The organism is Tateyamaria sp. syn59 (assembly GCF_007995245.1).
Taxonomy (GTDB): Bacteria; Pseudomonadota; Alphaproteobacteria; order Rhodobacterales; family Rhodobacteraceae; genus Tateyamaria.
The window spans coordinates 119918-141651 of record NZ_VCBA01000002.1; the positions used below are offsets into that span (position 1 = coordinate 119918).

The 21734-nt window shown below is 61.9% G+C and carries 22 protein-coding genes; 9 read left to right on the forward strand and 13 right to left on the reverse strand.

What is annotated here, in order from left to right:
- Positions 1 to 134: 134 nt before the first annotated feature.
- Positions 135 to 995 (reverse strand): alpha/beta fold hydrolase, encoded by an 861-nt coding sequence (locus FD715_RS03880; RefSeq protein WP_147105540.1) that lies wholly within the window; start codon positions 993 to 995, stop codon positions 135 to 137.
- Positions 996 to 1168: 173 nt separating this feature from the next.
- Here FD715_RS03880 and FD715_RS03885 point away from each other — a divergent pair, with 173 nt between their 5' ends.
- Together FD715_RS03885 and FD715_RS03890 are read left to right on the forward strand one after the other, a co-directional pair.
- Positions 1169 to 1633: a hypothetical protein gene (locus FD715_RS03885; RefSeq protein WP_147105543.1), complete on the forward strand. Its 465-nt coding sequence runs from the start codon at positions 1169 to 1171 to the stop codon at positions 1631 to 1633.
- A gap of 41 nt (positions 1634 to 1674) precedes the next feature.
- On the forward strand, positions 1675 to 2742 hold the full coding sequence (locus FD715_RS03890; protein ID WP_147105546.1) for an ester cyclase: 1068 nt from the start codon (positions 1675 to 1677) through the stop codon (positions 2740 to 2742).
- A 163-nt stretch (positions 2743 to 2905) separates the two neighbouring features.
- On the opposite strand, the gene FD715_RS03895 is transcribed toward FD715_RS03890, so the two are convergent.
- The 5 genes from FD715_RS03895 to dusB form a co-directional block, all read right to left on the reverse strand.
- Complete coding sequence (locus FD715_RS03895) at positions 2906 to 4318, reverse strand: sigma-54 dependent transcriptional regulator (protein ID WP_147105549.1); 1413 nt, start codon at positions 4316 to 4318, stop codon at positions 2906 to 2908.
- Entirely contained in the window at positions 4315 to 6525 is a 2211-nt protein-coding gene (locus FD715_RS03900) for a PAS domain-containing sensor histidine kinase (RefSeq protein ID WP_147106686.1), read from the reverse strand. Before FD715_RS03900 ends, FD715_RS03895 begins: the two co-directional genes overlap by 4 nt.
- Positions 6526 to 6656: 131 nt before the next feature.
- Positions 6657 to 8018 carry a response regulator gene (locus FD715_RS03905; protein ID WP_147105552.1) on the reverse strand — a complete coding sequence of 454 codons (1362 nt, stop codon included), beginning with the start codon at positions 8016 to 8018 and terminating at the stop codon, positions 6657 to 6659.
- 3 nt (positions 8019 to 8021) lie between these two features.
- Positions 8022 to 9113, reverse strand: coding sequence for a nitrogen regulation protein NR(II) (locus FD715_RS03910; RefSeq protein WP_147105555.1), 1092 nt, complete (start codon positions 9111 to 9113; stop codon positions 8022 to 8024).
- Positions 9110 to 10090: a tRNA dihydrouridine synthase DusB gene (gene dusB / locus FD715_RS03915; protein WP_147105558.1), complete on the reverse strand. Its 981-nt coding sequence runs from the start codon at positions 10088 to 10090 to the stop codon at positions 9110 to 9112. The genes FD715_RS03910 and dusB overlap by 4 nt, the downstream gene beginning before the upstream one ends.
- Before the next feature lie 182 nt (positions 10091 to 10272).
- Here dusB and ispD point away from each other — a divergent pair, with 182 nt between their 5' ends.
- The 5 genes from ispD to FD715_RS03940 all read left to right on the forward strand — a co-directional run bounded on the left by ispD (position 10273) and on the right by FD715_RS03940 (position 13719).
- Entirely contained in the window at positions 10273 to 10938 is a 666-nt protein-coding gene (gene ispD, locus FD715_RS03920; protein WP_147106689.1) for a 2-C-methyl-D-erythritol 4-phosphate cytidylyltransferase, read from the forward strand.
- Complete coding sequence (gene ispF / locus FD715_RS03925) at positions 10928 to 11407, forward strand: 2-C-methyl-D-erythritol 2,4-cyclodiphosphate synthase (RefSeq protein WP_147105561.1); 480 nt, start codon at positions 10928 to 10930, stop codon at positions 11405 to 11407. The genes ispD and ispF overlap by 11 nt, the downstream gene beginning before the upstream one ends.
- On the forward strand, positions 11407 to 11898 hold the full coding sequence (locus FD715_RS03930; protein WP_147106691.1) for a phosphatidylglycerophosphatase A: 492 nt from the start codon (positions 11407 to 11409) through the stop codon (positions 11896 to 11898). Before ispF ends, FD715_RS03930 begins: the two co-directional genes overlap by 1 nt.
- The gene (locus FD715_RS03935; RefSeq protein WP_147105564.1) at positions 11895 to 12368 is read left to right on the forward strand and encodes a CinA family protein; all 474 of its coding nucleotides are present in this window, start codon (positions 11895 to 11897) and stop codon (positions 12366 to 12368) included. Before FD715_RS03930 ends, FD715_RS03935 begins: the two co-directional genes overlap by 4 nt.
- 169 nt (positions 12369 to 12537) lie before the next feature.
- Positions 12538 to 13719 (forward strand): ammonium transporter, encoded by a 1182-nt coding sequence (locus FD715_RS03940; protein ID WP_147105567.1) that lies wholly within the window; start codon positions 12538 to 12540, stop codon positions 13717 to 13719.
- Here FD715_RS03940 and FD715_RS03945 read toward each other — a convergent pair.
- Together FD715_RS03945 and FD715_RS03950 are read right to left on the reverse strand one after the other, a co-directional pair.
- Positions 13701 to 14948, reverse strand: a complete 1248-nt coding sequence (locus FD715_RS03945) for an MmgE/PrpD family protein (protein ID WP_223274728.1) — start codon at positions 14946 to 14948, stop codon at positions 13701 to 13703. The genes FD715_RS03940 and FD715_RS03945 overlap by 19 nt on opposite strands.
- 41 nt (positions 14949 to 14989) lie before the next feature.
- Complete coding sequence (locus FD715_RS03950; protein WP_147105570.1) at positions 14990 to 15433, reverse strand: type II toxin-antitoxin system RatA family toxin; 444 nt, start codon at positions 15431 to 15433, stop codon at positions 14990 to 14992.
- A gap of 74 nt (positions 15434 to 15507) precedes the next feature.
- Between FD715_RS03950 and hpt the strand changes: the two genes are divergently transcribed.
- Complete coding sequence (hpt, locus tag FD715_RS03955) at positions 15508 to 16044, forward strand: hypoxanthine phosphoribosyltransferase (RefSeq protein ID WP_147105572.1); 537 nt, start codon at positions 15508 to 15510, stop codon at positions 16042 to 16044.
- Here hpt and FD715_RS03960 read toward each other — a convergent pair.
- From FD715_RS03960 to FD715_RS03975, 4 genes are all read right to left on the reverse strand, one after another.
- The gene (locus FD715_RS03960; RefSeq protein WP_147105575.1) at positions 16037 to 16246 is read right to left on the reverse strand and encodes a hypothetical protein; all 210 of its coding nucleotides are present in this window, start codon (positions 16244 to 16246) and stop codon (positions 16037 to 16039) included. The two genes, hpt and FD715_RS03960, sit on opposite strands and share 8 nt — an antisense overlap.
- Positions 16247 to 16558: 312 nt before the next feature.
- Entirely contained in the window at positions 16559 to 17506 is a 948-nt protein-coding gene (gene lipA, locus FD715_RS03965) for a lipoyl synthase (RefSeq protein WP_147105578.1), read from the reverse strand.
- Between the two features lie 132 nt (positions 17507 to 17638).
- Positions 17639 to 18214, reverse strand: coding sequence for a hypothetical protein (locus FD715_RS03970; protein WP_147105581.1), 576 nt, complete (start codon positions 18212 to 18214; stop codon positions 17639 to 17641).
- A gap of 167 nt (positions 18215 to 18381) precedes the next feature.
- A complete protein-coding gene (locus tag FD715_RS03975) occupies positions 18382 to 19527 on the reverse strand; it encodes a DUF6456 domain-containing protein (RefSeq protein WP_147105584.1) in 1146 nt (381 codons plus the stop codon).
- A 271-nt stretch (positions 19528 to 19798) separates the two neighbouring features.
- Here FD715_RS03975 and FD715_RS03980 point away from each other — a divergent pair, with 271 nt between their 5' ends.
- Positions 19799 to 20098 (forward strand): DUF6477 family protein, encoded by a 300-nt coding sequence (locus FD715_RS03980; RefSeq protein ID WP_147105585.1) that lies wholly within the window; start codon positions 19799 to 19801, stop codon positions 20096 to 20098.
- On the opposite strand, the gene FD715_RS03985 is transcribed toward FD715_RS03980, so the two are convergent.
- Complete coding sequence (locus tag FD715_RS03985) at positions 20099 to 21643, reverse strand: trimethylamine methyltransferase family protein (protein ID WP_147105588.1); 1545 nt, start codon at positions 21641 to 21643, stop codon at positions 20099 to 20101.
- Between the last annotated feature and the right edge of the window lie 91 nt (positions 21644 to 21734).

A 21734-nucleotide genomic window follows, 5' to 3' on the forward strand; every position in this document is an offset into this window, starting at 1 on the left:
CGCGGCACACTCGGCCCCTTTGCATGACAGACGGCGGAGGAGCGGTCAACGCTTGGCCCGGCGTCAGGTTCACGTGGGATCCGGGATTGGCTGAGCAAAGGGCAATCGCCAGTGTTCAAGGTTGGATACGGGGGTCACGATGGCTGCTGTATATCGCGCAGAAAAGCCATCACCAGTTCGTTGAACTGCTCTGGCCGTTCCCGCATCGGCCAATGCCCTGCATCCATGACCTCCAGACGGGCCGATGTCACGCGGTCTGCTGCGCGTTTGACGGCCTCAAGCGGAACAAGCTGATCCTGCGCCCCGTGAATGAACAACGTGGGCTGCACAACATCCGCAAGACGATCTGAAAAAACGGACCTCAGTCGCGTCGCCCCGGTTTCGCCGCGCTGGAAATTCGTAAACGCTGCCCCGTTTCCCGCGGCTTTCAAAACCTCTGCGACTTCCGCGATCAGCTCTGGTGTCACCCGATCCGGTCGGGCAAATAGGGCCTCGACCGAGCGTCGAAGCAATCTTGGAGAGCGTCTGAGCAAGACATAAGACACCGCGTTCAGGGGAAGTTTGGTCAACAGATATGTCAGTCTGTGGTACGGTGCCCGCTCCGCAACACCGAAGGTGGCAACGGGTAGAAGGGCCGTCACCCGCTCCGATCGGTGGATCGCCGACCAGATGGCGGCGCCGCCGCCCATTGAGACACCGATCATGCACGCCTGTTGGACCTCCAGATGATCCAGAAACGTCATCAGCCATCGGCCAAGATCGCCAATTTGGTACGGTCCATCGAAAGGGTCTGTACCGCCATAACCTGGCCAGTTGGGCGCGATGACACGATAGTGCACCGCAAGTTCAGGCAGCAAAAGGCGCCAGGACAAATGTGCACAGTCAAGGCCGCCGCCATGCAACAGCAAGACAGTGTCCCGGTGTTCTGAGCCAGCCTCAAGATAGGTTGCGCGACCAGAAGGCAACACAACGGAATGGGACATAAGCGCGGCCATAGGATCGCATAGCAGAGCCTGGTGCGGGGCGCATCATTGCAGAGCCTCGGCGCGGACGAGACACAGCCGCCTGCGCAAACCTTCGCTCACATCACTCTGTTCCGCGTCCGCGCGTGTCCACACAGCCCAAACCCCGATTGCCAAAGCCCCAAACCTGCGGCACTGTCACGGCGATGCGCGCTTTGTTGACCCTTGCCCTGCCAGTCGCTCTGGCAGGTTGCCTGCCGCTCTCGACATATTATGCCGAGGGGGTCAGCTTTGCGCAGTTCGAACGCGATGACACCAATTGCGATGTGCAGGCGTTGCGTGATGCACCGGTGGCCAATCAGGTGCGCCAAGGCGCACCACGCTACGTGCCGCGCCGTGTCTGCAATGCACACGGAGAATGCTTCACCCGCGGCGGATACTGGGTGCCGGGTGAAGTCTATACCGTTGATGTCAACGCTAGCCTGCGCAGCAGGGTCAAAGGGCAATGCATGGGCGATCTTGGTTACCGTCCTGTTGAAATTCCCGCCTGTCCCCAAGGCATCGCACAGGCCGCACCACCCGGCCCCTCCACCACCCTGCCCCGCCTTACCGGGCGCAGCTGCGCCATTCGCACCGGCGATGGCCGGTTCCGCATTGTCACCCAAGGATAAGCAAGGCCCCAAGGCCGCCCTGGCCCGTTAAAGAGACCCCGATGCCCCACACAACCAAACCACACGCGGCCGACGCAGCCCCTCTGTCAGAAGACGCCACCCGCCTGCAAGACGCCAAAAGCATCGTGCTGGCCCATCACGCCGCCATCGCCGACGCCGCACGCGGCGGCGATATGCGCAAGGCCCTTGCCCTGCATATGGAGCCGGACGTGCATTGGCGTGGAATGCACCCCTGGCACGATCAACGCGGCATCGCCGCCGTGGCAGATCGGTTCTGGACCCCTTTGACAGCGGCGCTGCGCAGCCCGCAGCGGCGGGTGGACGTGCTCTTTGCCGGGGACAACAGCCTTGATGGCGCGCCCGGCACGTGGGTCTGCGCGATGGGTCATATCCTCGCGCTCTTTGACGCGCCGTTTCTGGGCATCCAGCCCACGGGCAAGATCGTCATGCTGCGCTTCGCCGAGTTCAGCCGCGTGTCCGAGGGGCGCATCATCGAACAGGCGTTCTTCTGCGACCTCTTGCACCTCATGGCGCAGGCCGGTCAGTACCCGCTGCCAGGTATGACGGGTGCACAACTGGTGCAGCCCGGTCCGATGACGCAGGATGGCGTGCTGTCAGATGCGCAAGATCCGGCACAGAGCGCCGCGACGCTTGACCTGATCAACGCGATGATCGGCATGATCTCGACCGTGAACGCGACCGACACACCGCCCGACCCGCGCGACGAATTGCGCCAACACTGGCACGACGACATGCTGTGGTGGGGGCCAACGGGCATCGGCGCGACCTACACCATCGACCGCTACATCGAACAGCACCAACGCCCCTTCCGCACCCAACTGGGCGCACGGACGTTCAACGGCCACATCTGCCGCATGGCCGAGGGGACTTATGGCGGCTTCTTTGGCTGGCCCAACCTGACGATGGAGTGCACCGGCCCCTATCTCGGTCTGCCACCGTCGGGTCGCAAGGCCGACCTGCGCGTGGTCGACATCTACCGCCGCGACGGCGACAAGCTGGCCGAGAACTGGGTTTTCATCGACATGCTGCACTTTCTGAACATGCAGGGGCTCGACGTGCTGGCACAGCTTGAGGTGCGCAAAGGTTAACGCATTTTAACCTTTGAAAACGACAAGTTTCTGATTTCATTTGATTTTCCAATTCTGTCCCCGCGGGGACAGATCTCAGACCTATGTTTTTCGACGCTGAAAACACAAGGAAAAACGGCGCGTTTTCCCCTCACCTATGACGGCTTTCTGCGCTTGTTTCCGTTCAGCTCGCCTGCGCCTCTTCCTCATCCAGATGCGCCACCCGCGCCCCCGACTTGGAAGACGTCACAACCCCCAGCGACTTCAGCTTGCGGTGCAACGCCGACCGTTCCATCCCCACAAAATTCGCGGTCCGGCTGATGTTGCCGCCAAAGCGGTTGATCTGCGTCAGCAGATACTCCCGCTCAAACGCCTCCCGCGCCTCGCGCAGCGGCAACGTCGCGAGCGCACCGGAAAGAACAACACGCCCCTCCTCGCCCGCGGGCTCTTCGGAGCCCGGCAATTCCTTTGCGTCAATCGGCCCAGTCCCGTCTCCCAGGATCAAAACCCGTTCGACCATGTTCTTCAACTGACGGACGTTGCCCGGCCAGACCATCGTTTGCATCAGCGCGGACGCGTCCTCTGTCAACTGTCGCTTGGGCAAGCCCTGCGCGGCGTTGCACTCTTCGATGAAATGCGATGCCAACACGGGAATGTCTTCGCGGCGGTCTTCCAGGCTGGGCACTGCGATCGGAACCACGTTGAGGCGGTGATAGAGTTCCTGGCGGAAGGTTTCGGCAGCGATGGCTTCTTCCAGATTGCGGTTGGTCGAGGAAATAACCCGCAGATCGACGCGGACCTTGTCTGTGCCTCCAACCCGCTGAAATTGCTGATCAACCAGCACCCGAAGGATTTTCGACTGCGTGCCTATGGGCATGTCCGCAACCTCGTCGAAATAGATCACACCGCCATGTGCCTGCTCCAGAAGACCAGGCTCAACTCCGCGGTCGGCGGTTTCCTTGCCGAACAGCACCTCTTCCATATTCTCGGGCGCAACACCGGCGCAATTGACGGTCACAAAAGGCGCATCCGAGCGGTTGGAGTTGGCGTGGATGTAGCGCGCCGCCACTTCCTTGCCGCAGCCTGCGGGGCCGGTCAGCATCACGCGGCCGTTGGACTTTGTCACCTTATCGAGCTGCGAGATCAGCGCGCGGAAGCTGGCAGAGGCGCCGATCATCTTGGCCTCGGCCACTTCGGGGCGGCGCAGGCTCTGGTTCTCGCGGCGCAGGCGAGAGGTTTCCATCGCGCGGCGAATGACCACAAGCAACTGGTCGATATTAAACGGTTTTTCGATGAAGTCGTAGGCGCCTTGCTTGATCGCAGCGACTGCAATCTCAATGTTGCCATGACCCGAGATGATCACGACCGGCACGCCCGGATTGTCGCGCTTGACCGCCTTGAGGATGTCGATCCCGTCCATACGGCTGTCCTTGAGCCAGATGTCGAGGATGATCAGCGCCGGTTCAGCCGTGTTGATGGCTGCCATCGCATCGTCTGAATTGCCCGCGAGCCGGGTCGCATAACCTTCGTCCTCAAGAATGTCCGAGATCAACTCCCGGATGTCGCGCTCATCGTCCACGATCAAGATATCGCTCATACCGCTTCCTCTTTCTCAACTGCTGGTGCCTGGGCCAGGACGGGCAAGGTGATGACCGCCATGGCGCCGCTGTGGGTCTGGCCCGCAAAGGGGGCCGCGTCTTCGAGGGTCAGAGTGCCCCCGTGTTCTTCGATAATCTTCTTGACGATGGGCAGGCCAAGCCCTGTGCCCTCATCGCGGGTGGTCACGTAGGGTTCGAACAGGCGCGCGCGGTCTTCGGGCAGGCCGATGCCGTTGTCCGAAATCGTGATCACAGCGCCTATCGGGTTGGTCTCCATCCGCACCTCTATGCGCGGCGCATGTCCATCTGGAACACCTTTTTGTCGCAATGTTTCAATAGCTTCTCCGCCATTCTTCACTAGATTTGTGAGAGCCTGGGAAATCATGGTGGCGTCCACCTCGGCATGGATGGCCATGTCCGGAAGGTCCGCAACGATCTGCACATCGGGTTGACCGGATTGCTGCAACACAACCGCGTCCTGCACGATCTGGGTCAGGTCCTCGCTCTTGCGTTCGGGTTCGGGCATGCGCGCGAATTTCGAAAACTCATCGACGATGCGGCGCAAGTCGCCGGTCTGACGCACGATCACGTCGGTCATCTGTTCGAGGCTATCGCTCTCTTCACCCAGCTTCGGGCTGAACTTGCGCTTGATCCGCTCCGCACTCAGCTGGATGGGGGTCAGCGGATTCTTGATCTCGTGCGCGATGCGGCGGGCCACGTCACCCCAGGCGGCCATCCGCTGCGCCGACACAAGGTCTGTCACGTCGTCAAAGGCGATCACGTAGCCTTCAAGCGCGCCTTCGACGCTGCGACGTGTCGCCATACGGACCAGCAGGTTTTCCAAGCGACCATCGCGCGTCACCTTAACCTCGCCGGTGGCGACCTCTTGCGGCCCTGCCCTAAGCAGGGCGAAGAGGGCCGCGAATTCCGGCACCGCGACGGCGAGCGGCACGTCCTCCCGCCCCTCTTGCCAATGCAGGAGGCGCGCGCCGGAGCGGTTGACGAAGGTGACACGGCCCTTGGGGTCCACACCCACCACGCCAGACGTGACAGAACTGAGCACGGAATCGAACAGCCGCCGCCGGCGTTCGATCTGTTCGGTGTTCGCCAACAGGGTCTGGCGCTGGCCCTTGAGTTGCTTGGTCATCTGATTGAAGTAGCGGCCGAGCATGGCAATCTCGTCGTCGCCCTCCTCCTCGCGCACCTGCACGTCGAGGTCTCCGGCACCCACGCGCTGTGCTGCGCCTGTTAGCCGCCCGACCGGGCCGGACAGGCGTTCGGCAAACCAAAGGCCCAGCCAGATCGCGGCAAGGATCAGGATCACGGCGAAGCCAAGGTACAGCAGGCCAAACTGGAACAGCACCGTGCCCCGTTCACTTTCCAGCTGCTGATAGAGCCGCACGGTTTCCTTGGTTTCATCGAGCAGCGACAGGATTTCGCCATCCACATCGCGGCTGACATAGACGAAACGGTCCACGTAGCTGGCCAACGGCACCAGCGCGCGGAATTCGTTGTTGTCCCAATCCTGGATCACGAGGCCGCCCGCATCCCTGGATTGTCTGATCTCATCCTCAGAAGGTTGTTCAAAATCAAAGAGGTAGGAACGGTCGCCGCGCGCCCGTATGTCGCCGGTGCCGTCGATCAGGTAGGCTTCGCGCAGGCCGCGCTGCACTTGCAATTGCCCGTCGGTGAGCACTTCGCGGTCGCTGACGATCTGTGCGCCGCGCACCGTGTCGATATAGCGCGCGAGCGCGCGGGCGTCCGTCATCAGATCTTCGCGCTGTTCGGATTCGTAGGCTTCGGCAGCGGCGAGCGACGCGCCCACCACGCGGCTGACCCGCTCAGAGAACCAGCCCTCAAGCCCGATATTGACCGTGAGACCGGCAAAGACCGCGACGGTCACGGTTGGAAGCAGGGCCAGAAGCGCAAAGACGCCGGTGAGCCGCAGGTGCAGGCGTGAGCCCGCGGATTTGGCCCGTCGCGCTGCGATCAGCCGCGCGATCTGCGATAGGACAAGCGCGCCCACCAAAAGCACATAAACAAGGTCGGCCAGCAGAACGAGCCGCAGCGACAACGCGTTTGCACCCTGATCAACCGAGCCCAATACAAGGAAAGTTGCCAGCGCCAGCACCGGGCCCAATAGGACCAGCCCCAGCGTCGCAAAATTGCGCACGCGCCTGCGTCTTCGCAATCGACCCAGTGTCAACCACCAGGTGGTGCGTGTTTCGGATGCCACTTCGTGCGCCCTCGATGATGTGGCACCAATAGTGCCTTACCGCCATATCCCGTGATCATCGCCACCAATGCGGCCCAGATGCCACGGGTTGTGTGGCAGTATTACATCAATTTGCGACGGCGTGTCACCTCAATATCCAGATCTGTAATTTTCTTGCGCAAAGTATTGCGATTGATGCCCAAGAGGTCCGCACATTTGGCCTGATTTCCGCCAGTGGCGTCGAGAGCGATTTCGATCAGCGGCGCTTCAACCTCGCGCAGGATCCGCTGGTAGAGACCCGGTGGCGGCAGCATATTGCCGTGCAGGTCGAAATAGCGCTTGAGATGACGGGCGACGGAGGCGCCCAGTTTTTCGGTGTCGCCCGCGCTGCGGATCGGTTCCAGTTCGGGCTGGCTGCCCAGAACCTGCTCGACCTCGGAAGCGGAGATTTCGACCGCTCGGCTGGTGAGCCCAAGTCGGCGCACGGCATTTTCCAACTGTCGGACGTTGCCGGGCCAGGAATAGGTGCGGAAAATTTCCGCCGCTGCTTCGGACAGGGCGCGGCGGGGTTGGCCCGTCTTTTCACCGCGTATCAGGAAGTGTTCGGCCAGAAGCGGAATGTCGTCGACCCGTTCGCGCAAGGCGGGCACGTTGAGCGTGGCCCCAGACAATCGGTAGTAGAGATCCTTGCGCACCTGCCCCGCCTCCATCGCGGCTGTCAGGTCGGTTTGCGAGGTGGCGAGGAAGCGCGGGACGTATTCACCCGGCGTGTCCATCATGCGGACGATGCGGGCCTGGATTTCCTCGGGGATGTCGCCAATTTCGTCAATCAGCAGCGTGCCGCCCTTGACCCGCGCCAGCACCCGCGCGGGCCCTTCGAGGTCTTGGAGTTCGGACGCGGTGACCGTGACAAACGGGAGCGTCCGGCGGTCGGAGAAGTCGTGGATCGCACGGGCGATGAGGGATTTGCCAGTCCCGCTTTCGCCCCAGATCAGGACCGGCAGGTCGGTGTTCATCACCCGGGCGACAACGCGGTAGAGCGCCTGCATGATCGCGGTGCGGCCCACCAGCGGCAGCTCGTCCGGGCGGTCGGTTTCCTCTTCGCGTGCGGGCGCATGGGCCTTTTGTTCGAGCGCCTTCGCGGTCCGCTTCATCAGGTCGGGCAGATCGAAGGGCTTGGGCAGGTAGTCGTAGGCCTCGGCCTCTGCCGCCTGGATTGCTGTCATGATGGTGTTCTGGGCGCTGATGACGATCACAGGCAGCCCGGGGCGGTCTTCGGAGATCTTGGGCAGCATCTCGAGCCCATTGCCGTCGGGCATCATCACGTCCGAGATCACCACGTCGCCCTTGCCCTCGCCCACCCAGCGCATGAGCGTCGTGAGGCTGGAGGTCGCGTGCACCTTGCAGCCCGCGCGCGTGAGCGCCTGGGTCAGAACGGTGCGGATCGTGCGGTCGTCATCGGCAACAAGAACGGTGCCATCCATGTGCTAGTCCTCTGGTTGTTCGGAATGAAGCTGCGCAGCCTTCGGCGCGCGGGGCAGTGACAGGCGAAACACGGTTTTGCCTGGGACGGAAGTGACGGAAATCCAGCCGCCATGGTCCGAGATGATCTTGGAAACCAGCGCGAGGCCAAGGCCCGTGCCGTTTTCTTTTCCCGACACGAACGGGTCGAAGATGTCGGCGGCGATGGCCTCGGGCAGGCCCGGACCATCGTCTATGATCTCGATCTGCAGGGGCAGTGACTGGCCGGACCCATCAGCGCGGCGCAGGCGGAAGGAATGTTCGAAAAAGCTGTGCAGACGGATGGTGCCGCCCGCATCGCCTGCCGCCTCTGAGGCGTTCTTGAGCAGGTTCAGCACAACCTGCAGCAGCTTGTCGGGATCGCCGTAGGCGAGAGGCAGAGACGGATCGTAATCCTCGACGATCCGCATTTGCGCGCCAAAGCCCAAGAGCGCGGAGCGGCGGGCGCGGTCCAGCACGTCATGGATGTTCACCGCCTTGAGATCCGGCGGCGACAGGTTGCCGAACTGTTCGACCTGTTCGAGCAATTTGACGATGCGCCGCCCCTCTTCGACGATCAGGTCGGTCAGCTCCAGATCCTCGGGTTTGAGGTTCATGGACAAAAGCTGTGCCGCCCCAGTGATGCCCGCAAGCGGATTCTTGATCTCGTGCGCCAGCATCTCGGCCATGCCGATGGCGGACTTGGCGGCGGATTTGACGGAATGGTTCTGGGTCATGCGGCCGGACAACTCACGCGGCGAGATCATCAGGACCATGTGATCGGGTGCCCCGATCAGCGGCGCGATCTGCAGCGCGCATTGTAGCGGCGCCCGGCGCCCATGGCCCACATCCACGTCATTGACGAAAAGCGGCGTGCCATTCTTGCGTGCGCGCGCAAGGTTGTCTTCGAGCGGGGCATCAACCGCCAGCTCGTCCCAGAGCGGCAACCCCTTCATCGTCTTGACCGAAGAGTTGAAGAACCCTTCGGCCGCCGAATTGATGTCAACGATGTCATCCTGCGGCCCGATGATGATCACCGGCACCGGCAACGAGGCCCAGAGATCCCCTGCCCCCGTCATGCTGCCGCCATTCCAGTGTGCGGACACAAGGCGCGCGGCAACAGGTCCATCGTGGCCTTGGGCGTCTTGGCGGTCAGAACGGCGCGACGCAGATCGGCCGGTGTGCCCGCCGTGTCCATGAACCAGCCTAAATGCTTGCGCGCGACGCGCAGGCCCAGCAGGTCGCCATAAAACCCAAGCATCGCCTCGTAATGTTCCACCACCATGTCGGCAAAGGCGCTGCCACGCGGCACATCCGGTGCAGGCGTGCCGTAGAGCGCGTGCGCCACCTGCGCCAAGAGCCACGGCTTGCCCTGCGCGCCACGACCGATCATCACGCCATGCGCCCCCGACTGTTCAAGCGCCTCGCGCGCCGTCGCCGTATCCACGATGTCGCCATTTGCGATCACCGGAATATCAACCGCGTCCACGACAGAGCGGATCGCGGCCCAGTCGGCCTGTCCCTTGTAAAACTGGCAGCGCGTACGCCCGTGAATGACAATCTGCCGGATGCCTGCCGCCTCGGCCCGCGCGGCAATATCCGGGGCGTTCATCAACGCATCATCCCAACCGAGCCGGGTTTTGAGCGTCACCGGGATGTCAACGGCTTTCACGACCGCTTCGATCAATGTCAGCGCGTGGTCGGGGTCGCGCATCAGCGCCGAACCCGAATATCCATTTACAACCTTTTTGGCAGGGCAGCCCATATTGATGTCGATGACGCGCGCGCCCTGTCCTGCGACCATCTTCGCCGCCTCGGCCATCGGCGCGGCCTCCCGCCCGGCCAGCTGGACGGCGGTACCCTGCGCGCCTAGGCCCAGTTCCGCCTTTTCCCGGCTGCCGGGCCGGGCGTTCAGCATATCGTGGCTGGCCACCATCTCGGACACGACCATACCTGCGCCGAACCGGGCCACAAGCGACCGGAACGGCAGGTCGGTGATTCCGGCCATAGGGGCCAGCATCACGGGGGCTGTCATGTCGAGGGGGCCTGCGGCCATGCCTGATGCCTAATCATTGTGCGTTTACCTTTGCTACTGCACCGTCCAGGTTTTCTCAATTCTCTCAGGCCTGTTTGCGCGTCACATGGCGATCAACCGCCTATTTTTTGTGCAGCCTCATGAGCCATGGACAGGATGGCCGTCTGCGCCTAGAGATCGCACATGTCTGGGAAGGAACTGCGATGAATGGTGCCGCTGCCGTGATCGTTGCAGCGGGCCGAGGGGTTCGCGCCGGGGGGGATGTGCCAAAGCAGTGGCAGATGCTGGGCGGCCGTCCGATCGTGGCCCATACGCTGGACGCATTTGCCCGCCACCCCGAGATTTCCGAGATCGTGCTGGTGATCAACCCGCAGGATCACGGCAGGCTGGATGGGCTGGAGACGGACACTGTGACTATTGTTGAAGGTGGGGCCGAGCGGGCAGCTTCGGTGCGTCAGGGACTGGACGCCGTGCGCCGTTCAAATGTCGTATTGATTCACGATGTCGCGCGACCGCTGGTGACGGCAGACACCATTTCGAATGTGATTGCAGCGCTCGAAACCACATCGGGTGCTGCCCCCGCACTGTCCGTCACAGACGCGCTGTGGACCGGAACGGATGGGCATGTGACCGGCACACAGGATCGCAACGGGCTTTACCGCGCGCAGACACCGCAGGGGTTTCACCTGGATGCGATCCGTGCGGCGCATACGGCCCATGCGGGCGGCGCGGCGGATGACGTGGAAGTTGCCCGAGCGCACGGCCTTGCGGTTGCCATTGTGCCGGGTGATGAAGACAATCTGAAAATTACCCTGCCCGCGGATTTTGCCCGGGCCGAGCGGATCTTGCGAGGGCGCGATGGACATTAGACTGGGCAACGGATTTGACGTGCATGCCTTTGGCCCCGGCGATCATGTCACGCTGTGCGGCGTGCAGGTGCCGCATGACGCTGGGCTTGTCGGACATTCGGATGCGGATGTTGGCATGCACACGGTGACCGACGCGATCTATGGCGCGCTGGCGCAGGGGGACATTGGCCAGCATTTTCCACCCAGTGATCCGCAATGGAAGGGGGCGGCAAGCGACATCTTTCTGCGCCATGCGGTGGCACTGGCGGCGGAAATGGGGTTTGAGATTTCCAACGTGGATTGCACGCTGATCTGCGAAGCGCCCAAGATCGGCCCCCATGCCGAACGCATGCGCACCGCGATGGCCGAGATCATGGGGCTTGAGCGTGACCGGGTGTCCGTCAAGGCGACCACGTCGGAGCGCCTGGGCTTCACCGGGCGCGGCGAAGGGATCGCCTGCATCGCCACTGCCGCGTTGATCAAGCCATGATGGCCCGCATTCTGGGCACGGCCTGTTTCGTCGGCTACTTGCGGCCCGCGCCGGGCACGTGGGGGTCGCTCTTTGCGTTGCCGCTGGCCTGGCTGTTGCACGTTATAGGGGGATTTCCGCTGCTTGCAGTTGCGGCGGCCGCGTATTTTGCGGCAGCCTTGTGGGCCACAGCACGGATGACGGCAGGCGGCGCAGACCATGACCCGTCGGAGATTGTCGCAGATGAAGTGGTGGGCCAGTGGATCGCCCTGTTCCCCCTCAGCTATGCGGCCTGGGATCGGGGTATCGACATTCTGGCGATGTGGCCGGGCTGGGTCGCGGCCTTTCTCCTGTTTCGGCTGTTCGACATCTGGAAGCCCTGGCTTGTCGGCTGGGCGGACCGGCGCGGCGATGCGTTGGGGGTGATGCTGGATGATGTGATCGCAGGCGTCTTTGCAGCGGTTGGTGTGCTCGCTCTGGCCGCCCTTGCACATGGGGTTTTGATGCGATGACGCTGGCCACAGACGTGCTTGATCTTGCAAAGGAACGGCAGGTCATGTTGGCGACGGCAGAAAGCTGTACCGGTGGACTGGTGGCGGCAGAGCTGACGGACGTGCCCGGCTCGTCCGCCGTCGTCGAACGCGGGTTTGTCACCTACACGAACCGCGCCAAGATCGAGATGCTGGGCGTTCGCGAGGACACGCTGGACGCACATGGTGCGGTCAGCGAAGAGGTGGCCGCAGAGATGGCGCGCGGCGCACTGGCGCACGCGCCCGTTCAGCTTGCCGTGTCGATCACGGGCATCGCGGGGCCCGGCGGGTCAGAGTTCAAACCCGAGGGCCGGGTGTGCTTTGGTGTCGCCAATCGGAACGGCTTGCATGTCGAAACGGTAGAATTTGGCGCCTTGGGGCGCGACAAAGTACGCTTGGCGGCACGCGATCATGCGCTGATACTGCTCAAACAGGCCCTAGAAGGGATGTAGCGATCTTTCCGCTTCGTTTACTATTTAACCACACAAGCGCCTTTTTCGCATAAATAATAATCAAAATGCAAAATGCCCTCGAAAAGGGCGGCCTTGACGTCACTTGCCTCTTTTTTCGACAACAGTCCTCCGTCAGAGGCGCCTGCACATAAAAAAACCGGAGGGGACAATGAACGGAGCCGATACCGCCTGGATCATCGTGGCAACTGCACTGGTGCTGCTGATGACTTTGCCGGGCCTTGCGCTGTTTTACGGAGGGCTCGTACGCGCCCGCAACGTGCTGAGCGTTTTCATGCACTGCTATGCCATCGCCTGCCTGATGAGTGTGCTGTGGTTTGTCGTGGGCTACTCGATCGCTTTTGGCGGGGGCGACACAGGGCTTTGGGGTGGCCTCGACAAGCTGCTGCTGAGCGGTGTGGATGCGGACAGCCTGTCGGGCACGTTGCCCGAAGTGCTGTTCTTTGCCTTCCAGATGACCTTTGCGATCATCACGCCCGCGCTGATCGTTGGCGCCTATGTGGAGCGGATCGGCTTTGGTTTTGTCCTGCTATTCTCGGGGCTCTGGATGCTCTTGTGCTATGCGCCTGTCGTGCATTGGGTGTGGGGCGGCGGGATGCTGGCCGATGGCGGTATCTTTGGCGAGACGGGCGTGCGTGACTTTGCGGGCGGCATTGTCGTGCACGAAACCGCGGGCATTGCCGCGCTTATCCTCGCCGTGTTTCTGGGCGCCCGCAAGAACCAGACAACGCCACCTCATAATCCCGGCATGGTGATGATGGGCGCAGCTCTGCTGTGGGTCGGCTGGTTCGGCTTCAACGGCGGATCGCAACTGGCGGCTGACGGCGGCGCCGCCATGGCGCTGACGGTCACGCACATCTCGGCCGCAACCGCGTCGCTGACTTGGGCGCTGTGGGAACGGATCAAGTTCGGTAAGGCCTCACTTGTGGGTATGGTCACGGGCACAATCGCAGGCCTCGCGTCGATCACACCGGCCTCCGGTTTCGTGGGCCCGGTCGAGGCGCTGATCATCGGCGCAGTCGCAGGTGTCCTCTGTCAGGAGGCGGTGACGATGATCCGCAATGTGCTGAAAATCGACGACACGCTGGATGTCTTTGCCGTGCATGGCGTCGGTGGCATCTTCGGCACGATCATGATCGCGGCATTTGGCGCGGGCACATGGGCGGCACAGCTCGGCTCGCTTGTGATTGTCGGTGTCTTTACCACCGTTGTCACCGTGGTGCTGATCTTCGTGGTGCGGACCATCACACCGCTGCGCGTGGATGAAGAGACCGAAGTCAACGGCCTCGACCTCGCCGTCCACGGCGAGCGCGCCTACGACGTCAGCAGCTGAGCAAAACGCGTCAGGTCGTCGTCTGCGATGGCCTGCGCAATCTCATCCGCCCGTGCGCCCACCAGCGCGCGGGCTTTTGCCGCGATCCGGGCCTGCCGCATGTCCAAAGGCAAGGGCGCATCAAGGTCATGCGCATGCACCACGCCATCCACGACAACGCGCGCCTGCATCTCGGTCAGGCTGTCATCCGCACTCACTAGTACCCGGTCGCGCCACGCAACAAGGGCGGGATCCGCCGCGCAGTCGTCCGAAAAGGCGGCGATGTTGCCGGTATCCTGGTCATGCGCCGCCATAGCCAGCACGTGACGGTACGAAAACTTGGCACCCAGTCCGGTGAACGGGGACATCTGGTTGCAGACGGACATCCAGCGCGGGTGCGTGTGGACGACAACCGCGGTTGCTGCGCGCAGCTCCACATCCCGTACGGCTTCCAACGCCGCGTGCAAACCGTGGCAACAGGCATGGAACTTGTGACTGACCGCCCCCATGCGCCAGGCAAAGGGCACGTCAGCCCCCGCTCCGTGATGCGTCGCGCCAAAACCCAAAGGTTCGGCCAGACCGTCGGCGGCTGACGTCATCCCGGCCTGCGCCCACAGCGCCGCCTCAACACCGGTGCGCGCGGCCAACCCGGCGTTCAATGGCTTGCCCATGGTCCCGAACTGCGACTTCAGCCCGGATGCCATCGTGCTGCACAGACCAAGCGCGTGCGCCGACTGATCATCCGACAATGCAAGCAGCCGACTGGCTGCGACCGTGGCACCAAACGCCCCTGCTGTAGCCGTCTGGTGAAAGCCAATCTCGTAGTGGTCACGCCCGAGCCACAGACCGACGGCGATAGAAGCTTCGGCCCCGACGAGTGCGGCGTCGATCATGTGGGCAAGAGACGCGCCGGTCGCCTCGGCAATGGCCAGAGCCGCCGGAACCGCCGCGACCGATGGGTGGCCGATATGCGCAAAATGGGTGTCGTCGTAATCCAGTGCGTGCGACAGCGTGCCATTCACCAATGCCGCCTCTGCCACCATGGCCCCTGCACGATCAAAACGTGTCGCGGGCCCCTGCCCGGTCAGCGCATCGGCCCATGGGCGAAATGCCCCTTCTCGATGTCCGGCAATCCCGCACGCCGCCCAATCCAGCAAGGACAGCCGCATCACGGCCCGCACATCCTCCGGCGGATCGGCTTGCGCATAGGCAAGCAGCAGCGCGGTGATATCCAAACTTCCCTGTTTCAAAAAATCCTCCCCGAAGGGCCGATCCGCAACCGGGCCGCAGCCTAGCGATAAAGCTCCGCCGCCCGCCGCTCGAACGCCCGCACGATGCGCTGCATGGCTTCGTTGAACACAACGCCGATGATGCCCTGAAGGATCGCATTCTTGAACTCGAAGTCCACGAAAAACGACACGTCGCAGCCACCATCCGCTTCGGCAAAGGCCCAGTTGGATTTCATATAGCGGAACGGACCATCAAGGTATTCGGTGTCGATCTTCTTTGCCTCCGGATACAGCACCACGCGCGAGCCGAAGCGTTCGCGAAACACCTTGAAACTGATGACCAGGTCGGCCTCCATCACCTCACTGTCACCTTTTGGTGTGACAGTCCGCACGCGGGCGGCCGCGCACCAGGGCAGAAACTGCGGGTATTTGCCGACATCAGCGACCAGATCGTACATCTGCTGCGGGCTGTAGGGCAGGAAGCGGGTTTCGGAATGGGTGGGCATTGCGGTAAACAGGGCCTTGGAACGCGTGTGCGTGGCATGTGTCCCGAATGCCCAATGAAATCAAGGGGACACAGATGTCAGAGCGGCCATATGTCATAGACCAGATGATCTCGGCCAAGGCCATCGCGGCCCGGATCGAGACGTTGTGCGACGAAATCCAGGATGAATTTGCAGGCACTGACAAGCTGGTCGTCGTGGGTCTGTTGCGGGGCTCTTTCGTCTTCATCGCCGATCTGGTGCGCGAGCTGAACCTGCCGATCGAGGTCGACTTCCTTGAGGCATCCTCCTACGGCGACGGCATGGAAAGCAGCCGGGAAGTGCGCATTCTCAAGGACTTGCGCGGCGCGATTGAAGGGCGCGATGTGCTGGTGGTCGAAGATATCGTCGACACCGGTTTTACCATGCAGCACGTGATCCGCCTGCTGAAAGGCCGCAAACCGTCCAAGTTGCGCACCATTGCGCTATTGGACAAGCCGAGCCGGCGCGAGGTCGAGGTAAAAGCGGATTGGACGGGCTTTGAGATCCCCGATGAATTTGTCGTGGGCTACGGGATCGACTACGCGCAACGCAACCGCAACCTCCCGTATATCGGGAAGGTGCGTTTCACTTGAAAAGGCGGACCTTACCCTTTTTCTTGACCCGCCCATCCACGATATTGCCCGACTTTGCATAGCGGGTTTCATCGCCCTGAGACGTCGCATCAAGTGCGTCGATGGCATCCTGAAGATGCGCGATCGCCACCTCGTTTTTGCGGGGGTCTAGCTCTGCAATCAAGGCTTCGAGCAGGGTGACGGTTTCCGCAGGGTCTGTCATGGGGCACACTCCCTAGTGTAGGTCCCGCTCTTTCGCTATGCGCCGCGGGCATCGACACTGTCAAGCGGAATTGCCTCACCTTTAGGTGGTATCCCATTGTAAAATCACACGAAAAACGGTACCGTGCGTGCGCCAAACCAAGGGTCCGCGATGTAAGGGATCGCGATTTAAGTACTGAAAACAGCGCCTTTGGGAAGCCGCAGCGGGTACTGCAAGCACCCCTGCAGAGCAAAGATGCACTGCACATCTGACAGCGCATCAGCCGCTCTGCGTCGCAGATACGAACGTTAAAGTGGCTGTCGTGCGTATACCTTACCCGTATTTTGCCTGCCGCGCTGCACGCAAGCGAGCAAAATCATCACCCGCATGATAGGACGAGCGGGTTAACGGCGTCGCGGATACCATTAGGAACCCTTTTCCATAGGCCGCTTTCTCATAAGACGCGAACTCGTCCGGATGGACGAACCGGTCCACGCGATGGTGTTTCGGCGTGGGTTGCAGGTATTGGCCAATGGTCAGGAAGTCGATGTCTGCCGCGCGCATGTCCTCCATCACCTGGATGACCGACTGCCGGTCTTCGCCCAAGCCGACCATAATACCAGACTTGGTGAACATCGTCGGATCCAGTTCCTTGACGCGCTGCAACAGGCGCAGGCTGTGGAAATACCGCGCGCCAGGCCGCACCTCGGGGTAGAGGCCCGGCACCGTCTCAAGGTTGTGGTTGAAGACGTCCGGACGTGCTTCTACCACCACTTCCAGCACCGAAGGATCACAGCGGATGAAATCCGGCGTCAGGATTTCGATGGTCGTGCCCGGGCTACGGTGGCGAATGGCGCGGATGGTCTGGGCAAAATGCTCGGCGCCGCCGTCTTCGATATCGTCGCGGTCGACAGAAGTGACAACAACATGGTTCAGACCCAGTTTTTCCACGGCATGGGCAACGCGCCCTGGCTCGAACGCATCCAGTGCTTCGGGCGGTTTGCCGGTTGCGATATTGCAGAATGTACAGGCGCGGGTGCAGACCTCTCCCATGATCATCATGGTGGCGTGGCCCTGGCTCCAGCACTCGCCCACGTTTGGGCAACCTGCTTCTTCACACACGGTGACAAGGCCGTTGTCACGCATGATCTTGTGAGTGTCTTTGTGCCCTTTGCTCACCGGGGCCTTGACCCGGATCCAGTCCGGTTTCTTGGGCTGCGGATTGTCGGGCCGCCGCGCCTTTTCAGGGTGTCTTTGCTCCGGGATCTTCAGGTCGCGCATAGTTTTTGCCAGGTCGTTTTCGCGTTGATTTGATTGATAACATAAGTGACCTGCCGAAAAACACCACGTGGCGCATGGCCGCTATGCACATGCTTGGGCGGATCGCACCGTGGCAGACACGGTTGGTATGGCTCAAAAGCGCTTGCGCACTCCAATGACAAAACCGGTGGATCCTGCATCCACTTCGAATACCCCATAGCCATCCGAACGGTGGTGCAAACGCACAAAGGACGTAAAAGCCGGATCGGGCAAGTCGAACTCGATCTCAGCCATCCAGTGGACAAACAGACGTTGCGATGCGCCGTTTCGGTCAATCTCAACCTCTGGGATGTCGGTGGCGTAAGACAGCCCGAGCCCGGCTGCCAAAGACTTCACGACCGACTGGTTTTCGGGCTCGTAGCGCACGACCACCGGAACGCTCAGCTCAAAATGGTGTTGATGTCCAAAGTGGCCCAACAGTTGCACTTCGGCCCCAAAGCGAAAGCGGCTGTCCCCGATGGCCCTGTCCGCCCCGACCGCCACACCGACCATATGGGAGTCTGCGAACCGCAAACGATTGGGGTTGACGGTTTCGTGCCAGCTGCCTTCGGTCATCGTACCAGCGACGACAGAGCCGTGAGCCTCCCACTCCGCCAAAGCGGCGGAGGCTAAAGAAACAAACACACAGGCAGTTGCGCCGGCGCGTGCCAGCCGTCGGAAACACATCATCCTGCGCAATGCCTCACTGAAAATGCATCATGGTCAAGATCACCTTATGCCGCGCGCCCGGTTTCGTGCCTTGACCGAGCGCAAAGAGCGGCGTTTTGTCGTCATCAACCCAAAAAATGGCGCCGCGGGAGGAGCGCGACGCCATTCTCAGTCACCGGGCGAAACGATCAGCCGATCATGCCGCCGCCCGGTCCTGTTGTATCATCGTAGTGCTGCTTGAGCCGCATGAGCGCGATGCGGAGCACGATCTTGCCCGAGCGCGCTGACCAGCCGAGTGTCTTTTCGGCGCTTTCTAGCCCCTCAAGATAACAACAGCAGCGCAAAACAACGTCGGACAGCCCCGGTCCAAGATCACGCAAGGCTGCAGCAACTCGGTTGCGCGCGCCCTCAGGCCCATTGCCCACGCCGCTGTCCATGGCAAAGCCGCCACGCCCGCCACCGGTCAGAAAACGGTCCCAATTCTGCGCCACGCGCGGGCCCATCTGGGCCAGTTCGAAATCCTCGCGCAGACGCTCACCAGCCGTGACCAGGTCGTCCGACAGAAAGGGCTGTCCGCCTTTGTCACGCCGCCGTGCCAACGCGGTCAGTGGCGACTCCGCGAGATTGTAGCGGACCTTGCGCGGCTGGCCGGTTTCGGTGTCGCGTACGGTGCGTTCGCCCCACTGCCTGTGTTGGTCCGCAAATGGTGTTGCAGCCTCGGCAAATCCGGGCTGCTCCTGTTCAACCTCGCCCATCATGTCGGCCAAGGCGGTGCGACCGGCAGGCGTGATTTTGTAGCGGGTGATACGACCTGTCTGCTCCGCTGCAATCCAGTCTTGCAGCGCCATCGCCTCGGCGACTTTGCGGTCGACAACGGCCGTCCGGGTGCTGGTGCCAGAGACACCATCGCGCACGACAACAGCCTTTTGCATGTCGACCGCAACGGCGAGCACCGCCCCGGTTTCGCACAGACGGCGCAAAATGCGCACAGCATCCTGTGTCATGGCTGCGGTTTCTGGGGGCGTGTCGTGGTCGAGTGCGCGAGCGGTTTGCATATCAGCGTCATCCTTCTTGGGCCGATGGTCAGCAGACGAACAAGAACGACCAACGGTGGCACCCAGCTTACGCAACACGGCATCCACCAGTGGATCATCGCGTCGCGTCTCATACCGCCTGATTTGGCGCAGCACGGTCGAGGCATGGCAGCCCGACTTGCGCGCCAATTCCCGAATCGGCAATCCCGCCTCAGTGTGAGCCAAATAGTGTACGGCCGCGTCCGGAACCCAGTTCGGCAGGTTCAGGTCCGTGGCGCAGAATGCATTGCTGTTGCGCATCACTAGTGTCCGTCCTTCTTCCCTTCGGGCCCCGTGTGTCACGAAGTTTGCACCGGGTTGTCCACAAGATTGTCCACACAACCTAAAGCTGCATTGATTACTGGATCGTTAACATTCGTCCTGATGAGCAGCATTGTTTCTAAATGATAAACAGTTGCTAAACGAACGTGCGGGCGCAGTTCACGGCACGCAACACCCGTTCAGGTTGTGCAATGGTCATCGCAACGGCGCTTCGGGGGAAGGAGCGACGCACGGGAAAAGGAGACCGGAAATGCAAGATATTCTGACGATGCTCAGCGCACTGCGCCGCCCTCGCCTGCTGATGCGCGCGGCACGAATCGGTGCCGAAGACTACCGCCGCAGTGCGCATCTGCCTCGTCTGCTCGGGTACGGGCAACTGCCGCGCCACGGTGCTGCCCTGATGCGCCTGATGGAGATCGAGGGCGATTTGAACGCCCAACGCATCTCTGACGATTCGTCCTACAGCCTGCTGCGCCACATCGACGTTCTGATTGCCATCGTCGGCGAAGCCCGCATCCTGCGCGCCGCCCAAAGCGAACTGGCGACCTGATCACATAAAACTGTCGGGCTCCGCCGCTTTCTTTTCAGCAACGTAAGCGTCCAGGGCCTCGCGTATGGCGGGGTCCATGGCGGGTTGCTGATAGTCGGCCAGCAGTTTCTTGACCCGGAGCGTTGCAAGCTGCGCTGTGTCACGCGCGCCCTCGTCTTCCCAAGTCTCGAACGGCTTGTAGTCGAGGACGTCCGACTTCCAGAACGCGTTCTTGAAATTCGCCTGCGTATGGGCGCACCCCAGGTAGTGCCCGCCCGGCCCCACCTCGCGGATGGCATCCATGGCTTGCGCATTCTCATCCACCTGAACACCCGCCGCCAGGTGGTGCAACGTGCCAAGCTGGTCGGCATCCATGACGAATTTCTCGTAGGAACTGACCAATCCGCCTTCGAGCCAGCCGCAGGCGTGCAACATGAAATTCACGCCAGCCAGCAGCCCCATGTTCAGCGAATTTGCCGTTTCATACGCGGCCTGCGCATCCGGCAGCTTCGAGCCACAGAACGATCCTGCCGACCGGAACGGCAAACCCAATCGCCGCGCCAGTTGACCCGCGCCATAGGTGATATGCGCCGCTTCTGGCGTGCCAAAGGTGGGCGCACCTGAATTCATGTCGATTGACGTCACGAACGCGCCCATGATCACGGGCGCACCTTCCCGGCAGAGCTGTGAATAGGCGATCCCGGCCAGAACCTCCGCCAGAACCTGCGTCAGGGTGCCTGCCACCGACACCGGAGCCATCGCCCCGCCCACGATGAAGGGCGAGATGATACAGGCTTGGTTCGATTGTGCATAGACCTCCAGCGCGCCCATCATCACATCGTCGAACGTCATCGGCGAGTTGATGTTGATCAGCGATGTCATCACGGTTTTCCGTGTGACGAAATCTTTGCCGAAGACAATCTCGGCCATCTCGACCGAATCGCGGGCGCGGCTGGGTTCTGTCACCGATCCCATGAAGGGTTTGTCTGACAGCGTCATGTGCGCATGCAGCATGTCGAGATGACGCTTGTTCACCGCCACATCCGTGGGTTCGCACACGGTACCGCCGGAGTGGTGCAGCCACTTGGACATATAGCCCAACTTCACGAAATTACGGAAATCCTCCATCGTCGCATAGCGACGGCCGCCGTCGGCATCACGGACAAAGGGTGGGCCATAGACCGGGGCCAGTACAAGGTTCTTGCCGCCCACTTCGACGGACCGCGCCGGGTTGCGGGCATGCTGGGTATACGAGGACGGTGCGGTCGCGCACAGCTTGCGCGCCAGGCCGCGCGGTATGCGCACCCGCTCGCCACTCACATCGGCGCCGGCCTCCCGCCAACGATCAAGTGCTGCGGGATTGTCGGGGAAATTCACCCCAATCTCCTCCAGCACCGTTTCAGCATTGTGCTCGATGATCTCCAGCGCTTCCTCGGTCAGCACCTCAAAGTTGGGGATATTGCGCTCGATAAAGCGGGCCGTTTCGAACGACACGGCACTGCGCTCGGCCCGGCGGGCGGCACCGCCCCCACCACGTCCACGTCTGCGTGTCGCTGCTTCGACCATGATCCATCCCCTTTTCCACATGACCAGGTGCGCCCTTGCTTACCGCATCGCAGCATGACGCGCAGGCTCATAGCGCCCCCCGAGGGAAAAA

Coding starts and splice junctions, on each gene's coding strand:
- FD715_RS03880 (WP_147105540.1), bottom strand. CDS start 995: ATGGCCGCGCTTATGTCCCATTCCGTTGTGTTGCCTTCTGGTCGCGCA.
- FD715_RS03885 (WP_147105543.1), top strand. CDS start 1,169: ATGCGCGCTTTGTTGACCCTTGCCCTGCCAGTCGCTCTGGCAGGTTGC.
- FD715_RS03890 (WP_147105546.1), top strand. CDS start 1,675: ATGCCCCACACAACCAAACCACACGCGGCCGACGCAGCCCCTCTGTCA.
- FD715_RS03895 (WP_147105549.1), bottom strand. CDS start 4,318: ATGAGCGATATCTTGATCGTGGACGATGAGCGCGACATCCGGGAGTTG.
- FD715_RS03905 (WP_147105552.1), bottom strand. CDS start 8,018: ATGGATGGCACCGTTCTTGTTGCCGATGACGACCGCACGATCCGCACC.
- FD715_RS03910 (WP_147105555.1), bottom strand. CDS start 9,113: ATGACGGGGGCAGGGGATCTCTGGGCCTCGTTGCCGGTGCCGGTGATC.
- dusB (WP_147105558.1), bottom strand. CDS start 10,090: ATGGCCGCAGGCCCCCTCGACATGACAGCCCCCGTGATGCTGGCCCCT.
- ispD (WP_147106689.1), top strand. CDS start 10,273: ATGAATGGTGCCGCTGCCGTGATCGTTGCAGCGGGCCGAGGGGTTCGC.
- ispF (WP_147105561.1), top strand. CDS start 10,928: ATGGACATTAGACTGGGCAACGGATTTGACGTGCATGCCTTTGGCCCC.
- FD715_RS03930 (WP_147106691.1), top strand. CDS start 11,407: ATGGCCCGCATTCTGGGCACGGCCTGTTTCGTCGGCTACTTGCGGCCC.
- FD715_RS03935 (WP_147105564.1), top strand. CDS start 11,895: ATGACGCTGGCCACAGACGTGCTTGATCTTGCAAAGGAACGGCAGGTC.
- FD715_RS03940 (WP_147105567.1), top strand. CDS start 12,538: ATGAACGGAGCCGATACCGCCTGGATCATCGTGGCAACTGCACTGGTG.
- FD715_RS03950 (WP_147105570.1), bottom strand. CDS start 15,433: ATGCCCACCCATTCCGAAACCCGCTTCCTGCCCTACAGCCCGCAGCAG.
- hpt (WP_147105572.1), top strand. CDS start 15,508: ATGTCAGAGCGGCCATATGTCATAGACCAGATGATCTCGGCCAAGGCC.
- FD715_RS03960 (WP_147105575.1), bottom strand. CDS start 16,246: ATGACAGACCCTGCGGAAACCGTCACCCTGCTCGAAGCCTTGATTGCA.
- lipA (WP_147105578.1), bottom strand. CDS start 17,506: ATGCGCGACCTGAAGATCCCGGAGCAAAGACACCCTGAAAAGGCGCGG.
- FD715_RS03970 (WP_147105581.1), bottom strand. CDS start 18,214: ATGATGTGTTTCCGACGGCTGGCACGCGCCGGCGCAACTGCCTGTGTG.
- FD715_RS03975 (WP_147105584.1), bottom strand. CDS start 19,527: ATGCGCAACAGCAATGCATTCTGCGCCACGGACCTGAACCTGCCGAAC.
- FD715_RS03980 (WP_147105585.1), top strand. CDS start 19,799: ATGCAAGATATTCTGACGATGCTCAGCGCACTGCGCCGCCCTCGCCTG.
- FD715_RS03985 (WP_147105588.1), bottom strand. CDS start 21,643: ATGGTCGAAGCAGCGACACGCAGACGTGGACGTGGTGGGGGCGGTGCC.